The organism is Acidovorax sp. CCYZU-2555 (genome assembly GCF_018413525.1).
Lineage (GTDB): Bacteria > Pseudomonadota > Gammaproteobacteria > Burkholderiales > Burkholderiaceae_C > Comamonas.
In genome coordinates this window covers 150,801-157,157 of record NZ_JAHCDD010000001.1, presented here as the reverse complement: position 1 = coordinate 157,157, position 6,357 = coordinate 150,801, and the positions used below count along the sequence as shown (strand labels likewise).

The 6,357-nt window shown below is 65.9% G+C and carries 5 protein-coding genes; 4 read left to right on the top strand and 1 reads right to left on the bottom strand.

Features of this window, described 5'->3' with window-relative positions:
- From KHY18_RS00705 to KHY18_RS00695, 3 genes are all read left to right on the top strand, one after another.
- The coding region (locus KHY18_RS00705; protein WP_213293283.1) for an ATP-binding protein at positions 1-1,480 on the top strand (1,480 nt) is incomplete at its 5' end.
- A complete protein-coding gene (locus tag KHY18_RS00700; protein WP_213293282.1) occupies positions 1,477-2,214 on the top strand; it encodes a response regulator in 738 nt (245 codons plus the stop codon). The genes KHY18_RS00705 and KHY18_RS00700, both read left to right, overlap by 4 nt.
- Before the next feature lie 125 nt (positions 2,215-2,339).
- Positions 2,340-4,931 (top strand): sensor domain-containing protein, encoded by a 2,592-nt coding sequence (locus KHY18_RS00695; protein ID WP_213293281.1) that lies wholly within the window; start codon positions 2,340-2,342, stop codon positions 4,929-4,931.
- Between the two features lie 11 nt (positions 4,932-4,942).
- Here the strand turns inward: KHY18_RS00695 and KHY18_RS00690 are convergent, their stop codons facing one another.
- Positions 4,943-5,569 (bottom strand): NAD(P)H-dependent oxidoreductase, encoded by a 627-nt coding sequence (locus KHY18_RS00690; protein ID WP_213293280.1) that lies wholly within the window; start codon positions 5,567-5,569, stop codon positions 4,943-4,945.
- 88 nt (positions 5,570-5,657) lie between these two features.
- Between KHY18_RS00690 and KHY18_RS00685 the strand changes: the two genes are divergently transcribed.
- Positions 5,658-6,266 (top strand): TetR/AcrR family transcriptional regulator, encoded by a 609-nt coding sequence (locus KHY18_RS00685; RefSeq protein WP_213293279.1) that lies wholly within the window; start codon positions 5,658-5,660, stop codon positions 6,264-6,266.
- Positions 6,267-6,357 lie beyond the last annotated feature (91 nt).

The window sequence follows — 6,357 nt, the reverse complement described above, 5'->3', positions numbered from 1 at the left end:
GCCGGTGCTGGTGCTGCTGGTGACGGCCGGGGCGGTGGCGGCGGCGGCGCTGGCGCGGCGCTTTCTGGGCCTCGAAGACCTGTCGATGGTGTTTCTGATCGCCGTGCTGCTGGTGGCTGCGCGCACGCGCATGATCACCGCGTTCACGACGGCCGTGCTGTGCTTCTTTGTCTATGATTTTTTCTTCATCGACCCGCTGCTGACGCTGGCGATAGGCTCACACGGCGGAATTGCCACGGTGGCCATGTTTCTGGCCGCGGCGCTGATTGCGGGGCGTCTGGCTTCACAGCTGCGCATGCAGGTGGTGGCCTTGCGCGCGGCGAATGCGCATGCGGCGGCGATGCAGGCGCTGGGCCAGCAGCTGTCGAAGGCCGCCGACCTTGGGCAGGTGATCGCCTCGGGTTCCGCGGTGCTGCAGTCGACGCTGCATGCCCAGGCCTGGATACGCATCAATGGGGAGTCAGGGCCGCCCGCGGGTGCGGCGCTGCTTGGCGAGAAGGACCTCGCGGCCGCCGACTGGGCCCAGCGCCACGCCCAGGCCAGCGGGCGCTTCACCGATACGCTGTCGCACTCGGCCTGGTGGTTTCTGCCGGTGCGCTCCGACCAGGAAAGCCTGGGCATCGTGGGCCTGCGGTTTCCCGCGGCCATGACGCGCCTCACGTTCGAGCAGCGGCGCCTGGCCGAAAGCATGGTCGAGGACATCGCCCAGGCCGCGCTGCGCGCGCGCCTGGTGTCCGATCTCGAAGTGGCGCGCGTCACGGGCGAAACCGAGCGCCTGCGCTCGGCGCTGCTGTCGTCGGTGTCGCACGATCTGCGCTCGCCGCTGTCGTCGATGATCGGCGCGGCCGACAGCCTGGCGAGCTATGGCAAGGACATGAGCGAAGACGACCGCAAGACCCTGCTCGAGACCATACGCCTTGAAGGCGAGCGGCTGGACCGCTATATCCAGAACCTGCTCGACATGACGCGCCTGGGCCACCAGGGCCTGACGCTCACGCGCGACTGGATCGGCATAGACGAACTCGTGGGTTCGGCCTCGCGGCGGCTGCAGCGATATGTCGCGCATACGCGTGTCGAGATCGACATTCCCGCGGGCCTGCCGCTGGCCCATGTGCATCCCGCGCTGATCGAGCAGGCGCTGTTCAATGTGATGGAGAATGCGGCCAAGTTTTCGCCGCCGGGCGAGGCGCTGCGCGTCGTCGTGCGGCGCACCGAGGCCGACCAGATGCAGATCGATGTCTGCGACAGCGGCCCGGGCATTCCCGAAGACGAGCGCAGCCGCATCTTCGACATGTTCTACAGCGTAGAGCGCGGCGACCGCGGGCGCCAGGGTACGGGCCTGGGCCTGACCATCGTGCAAGGCATCATCGGCGCACACATGGGCCAGGTCGAGGCCTTGCCCGGCTCCGACGGGCGCGGCACCACCATTCGACTGACACTGCCCTGGGGCGAACAGCCTCTGCTGGAGAACACCCCATGACCGTCAGCCACGACGCTTCCCCGACCACACCCGCGGCGCGCGTGCTGGTCATAGACGACGAACCGCAGATCCGCAAGTTCATCGACATCAGCCTGCGCTCGCAGGGCTACAAGACGCAGCTCGCCGACACCGGCGAGCAGGGGCTGTCGATCCTGGCGACGCAGGGCGCCGATCTGGTGATTCTCGATCTGGGCCTGCCCGATCGCGATGGCCAGGACGTGCTGCGCGAACTGCGCCAATGGTCGCGCGTGCCGGTGATCGTGCTGACCGTGCGCTCCGGCGAAGACCAGAAAGTCGCGCTGCTCGATGCGGGCGCCAACGACTACGTAACCAAGCCGTTCGGTATCGAGGAGCTGATGGCGCGCATCCGCGCGCTGCTGCGCAATGCCAGCCGCCAGGGCGAGGCCCAGCCGGTCTATGACGACGGCCAGCTGCGCATCGATCTCGCGCTGCGCGAAGTGCATCTGCAGGGGCAGTTGGTGGCGCTCACGCGCAAGGAGTTCGCGCTGCTGTCGCTGCTGGCCCAGCAGCCCGGGCGCCTGCTGACCCAGCCGCAGCTGCTGCGCGAGATGTGGGGGCCTACGCACGAGGAAGACGCGCACTATCTGCGCATCCTGGTCGGCAAGCTGCGCCACAAGCTTGGCGACGATGCCGCCGCGCCCCAGTACATCATCACCGAGCCCGGCGTGGGCCTGCGTTTCGTGGGCCGGGAGCGGGGTGAACGCGCGCATTGAAGCCGCTGCAAGGGCATTAGGCAAAACCAGGATTCGACACATCATGAAACAATATGGCGCAAGCCGTGTTGTAGCGGATGGATGTGCAAAGGGCGGAAGTTTTCCCCCGATCTTAGGAAGTGCAGATGTTGGAATGCCCTGAAGAAGAAAGCCCGGTTGCACAGCAACTGGCGCAGCTGAGTGCCCTGGATCGTGTGATGGCGATTGCGGAATTTGAACTCGACGGATCGCTGAGCCGCGCGAACGACAATTTCCTGGCGCTTCTGGGATTCACGCGCGAAGAGGCGGTAGGGCGGCATCACAGCGCTTTCTGTACCGCAGCGTTTGCGGCCAGCGCCGAGTACCGCAAGTTCTGGCCCCAGCTGCGCGACGGCAAGGCCCGCACCGGCCTGGCCGAGCGCCTGCGCAGCGACGGCAGCAGCTGCTGGCTCGAAGCCACCTACACGCCGGTGCTCGATGCCCAGGGCAAGGTGCGGCAGATTCTCAAGATTGCGACCGACATCACGGCGCGTCTGCAGCGCGAGCAGGCGCAAAAGGAACATCTGCAGCGGCTGTCGCTGGTCGCCGATGCCAGCGGTACCGCGGTCGTGATCAGCGACAGCGACTCGAAGATCGTCTACGTCAACAACGGCTTCACCCGCATGTTCGACTGGCAGCTCGACGAAGTGCGCGGGCGCGCGCCGATTGCCTTGCTGGCCCCGCAGATCAATGAGGATTTCGTCGATAAGTACCGCGATGCGCTGCGCACTGGCGAGTCCGTGGAACGCGAGGAAATCGTCGTCAGCAAGGAAGGTCGGCGCTATTGGGTCAAGGTCATCAGCAACCCGGTGGGGGCCGAGAACGGCGATGACTGGAACTACACCGTCACCACGCTCACCGACATCACGCGCGCCAAGATGCACGAGGTGCTGCAGCATCGGGTGCTCGAAGCCATGGTGCGCGAAAGCCCGCTGTCGGAAGTGCTGGAACTGATCTGCCACGAAGTCGAACGCATCTCTCCGGAGATCACCTCGTCCATCCTGGGCGTCAGCGAGCAGGGCACGCTGCAGCCCCTGGTCGGGCCCAGCCTGCCCGCAGATTATTCGCGCCAGCTCGACGGTGTGCCGATAGGGCCGGCATCGGGCTCGTGCGGCACGGCCGCGTGGCGCAACGAGACCGTGCGTGTCGACGATATCGCCACCGATCCGCTGTGGGCCGAGCACAAGCACCGCATCCTGCCGCTGGGCTTCGTCGCCTGCTGGTCCACGCCCATACGCAACAGCCAGGGGCGGGTCGTGGGCACGTTCGCGTTCTATTTCAACAGTCCGCGCGTGCAGGCCGCGGAGCTGTTTCATCAACTGATGGTCGATGCCTGCGTGCATCTGTGCGCGCTGGCGTTGGAGCGCGAGCACACGCGCCAGCGCATTCGCCAGCTGGCTTTCTATGATGGGCTGACCGGCCTGCCCAACCGCAGTCTGCTGCAGGCCAAGGCCGATCAGGCGATCGCCACGGCGACGCGCAGCAAGGAAAAGCTGGCCGTGCTGTTCATCGACCTGGATCGATTCAAGCAGGTCAATGACTCCCTGGGCCATCCCGCGGGCGACGAGTTGCTGCGCCAGATCGCGGGCAAGCTGCGCCAGGATCTGCGCGCTTCGGATATCGCCGGGCGCCTGTCGGGGGACGAGTTCGTGGTGGTGCTGCCGCAAAGCGATGTGGTCCAGACCACCGACATGGTGGAGCGCCTGCTGGAACTGCTGGGCGCTCCGGTCACCGTGGCCGGCGTGGCGCTGGCCGCATCGGCGAGCGTGGGCATTGCGATGTTCCCCGACGACGGCCGCGACATGGAGACGCTGCTGCACCGTGCCGACATGGCGATGTACCAGGCCAAGAGCAGCGGCCGCGGCTGCTTCAGCTTTTTCAGCAGCGAGATGAACCAGCTGGCGCAGGAGCGGCTGGCGCTGGAAACCGCGCTGCGCCAGGCGATCCAGACCAAGCAGCTGCATTTGCATTACCAGCCCCAGGTCGACATGGAGACCGGCAAGCTCTACGGCGTCGAGGCGCTGGCGCGCTGGACCCATGCCGAACTGGGCGAGATTTCGCCGGTGCGCTTCATTCCTCTGGCCGAAGAGTGCGGCCTGATCGCCGACCTGGGCCATTGGGCGCTGCGCGAAGCCTGCCGCCAGCTTTCGGCCTGGCGTGCGCAAGGGCTTGCGGTGCCGGCGGTGTCGGTCAATCTGTCGCCCACCAGTTTCCACAACCTCGACTTGCCGCGCATGATCGCCGACACGCTGCAGATCAATTCGCTGACGTCGCAGGATCTGACGCTGGAGCTGACCGAGAGCATTCTGCTGGACACCAATCCCAGCACCATGAAGACCATTGCCGAAGTGCATGCCAACGGTATTCGCCTGGCGATGGACGATTTCGGCACCGGCTACTCCAGCCTCAGCTATCTGCGCCGGCTTCCGGTCAACGAGTTGAAGCTCGACCGCAGTTTTGTCGCCGATCTGGGCAACGACGAAGCTGCGCGCGCGCTCAGCGCCGCCATCCTGGGCATAGGCAAGAGCCTGCACTTGACCGTGGTCGCCGAAGGCGTGGAAACCGCCGAGCAGAACCTGTTGCTGCGCGAGCAGGGCTACCCCGTGGCCCAGGGCTATCTGTTCTCGCGGCCGCTCAACCCGCAGGATTTTGAAAGCTGGCTCAAGAATGCCGCCGTTGGAGAGGCCGCCGTGGTCTGACGCGGCGCAGCTTACCGGCAGCCCGCTTCTTCGGCAGCCAGTGCCGGCACCTGGCTGGCGAAGGCTGCAGCGCCAAGCGCCTGCGCCGCGACGACATGCGACGCCGCCGCCTGCCCGTTCACGTCGAGCAGGAATTCCGACGACACCAGTTGCGCGCCGCAGAAGTCGAAGATGCCGTGATCGATCTGCGTGCGCATCGCCTGCGTGTAGCCGTGGCGCGCATAGGTGCCGGTGTCGGCGCCGCCTATGCCTATGAGGTGTACCGCAAGATGGCCCAGGCGCTTGACCAGCTTGCCGTCGGGCGTTTCCTCGTAGGCCCAGCCGTTGGTGAACACGCGGTCTATCCAGCCTTTGAGCTGGCCGGGAAACGACCACCAGTAGATGGGATAGACGAGCACCAGCGCGTCGGCTCGGTCTATGCGCGCCTGCTCGCGCACGATGTCACCAGGCAAGGGCGACTGCAGAAAATAGGCGCTGCGGTCATTCTGGTTGAACGCCGGGTCGAAGCCTTCGGCCGCGATGTCGGCGATCTCGGTGGTGTGCTCGCCGGCTGCCGCAACTCCCTGCGCAAAAGCGTTGGCAACGGCGTGTGTGAGGGACTGGGAATCGGGATGGCTGACGACGATGAGGGCATGCATGGCGGCTCCTTGGGACTGGCGATTGAACTACCATTGGTAGCTGGAATTCATAAATTACTTTTAGTAGGTTACCTTTGGTAGGTTAAAGATGTCAAGCAATCCGACGAAAGCGGCCCCGCCCGCTGAGACGAAGAAACGCCTGCCCAAGGAGGAGCGCCAGCGCCAGCTGATCGATGTCGCCTGGGACATCGTGTGCGGCGAAGGCACGGATGCGCTCACCCTGGGCCATCTCGCCGAGCGCGCGGGCGTGACCAAGCCCGTCGTCTATGACCACTTCGGCTCGCGCACCGGCCTGCTGGGTCTGCTGTATGCGGAGTACGACAACCGGCAGCACGCGCTGCTGGACCAGGCCCTGCAGGCCTCGGGAAAGTCGCTCAGCGCCGTGGCGAAAGTGATCGCCGGCGCCTATCTCGACTGCGTCATGGCGATGGGCCGCGAGCTGCCCGGCGTGACCGCCGCGCTCGCGGGCTCGCCCGAACTCGACGCGCTGAAGAAGGCGCACGAAGCGCTGTTCCTGGCGAAGTGCCGCGATGCGCTGCAGCCGCATGCCAAACAGCCGCTGGGCCAGGCCGGCATGCGCGCCATGCTGGGCGCGGCCGAGGCGGTGTCGTTTGCCGCGGCCGCGGGCGAAATCGATGCGGCCGAGGCGCTCGATGAAATCTACGACGCCATCGTGCGCATCGCGCGCCGCTCCTGATCGCGGGCCGGGGCGTGCATTGCGCGCCGCTTAGTTGAAAAACGTGTTTGCATAGTCCCAAACATTCGTGGCTGTATCCGGGCCGAATTCC

What these genes read in the sequence shown, in the direction of transcription:
- KHY18_RS00700 (WP_213293282.1), top strand. Translation starts at nt 1,477, where the DNA reads ATGACCGTCAGCCACGACGCTTCCCCGACCACACCCGCGGCGCGCGTG.
- KHY18_RS00695 (WP_213293281.1), top strand. Translation starts at nt 2,340, where the DNA reads ATGTTGGAATGCCCTGAAGAAGAAAGCCCGGTTGCACAGCAACTGGCG.
- KHY18_RS00690 (WP_213293280.1), bottom strand. Translation starts at nt 5,569, where the DNA reads ATGCATGCCCTCATCGTCGTCAGCCATCCCGATTCCCAGTCCCTCACA.
- KHY18_RS00685 (WP_213293279.1), top strand. Translation starts at nt 5,658, where the DNA reads ATGTCAAGCAATCCGACGAAAGCGGCCCCGCCCGCTGAGACGAAGAAA.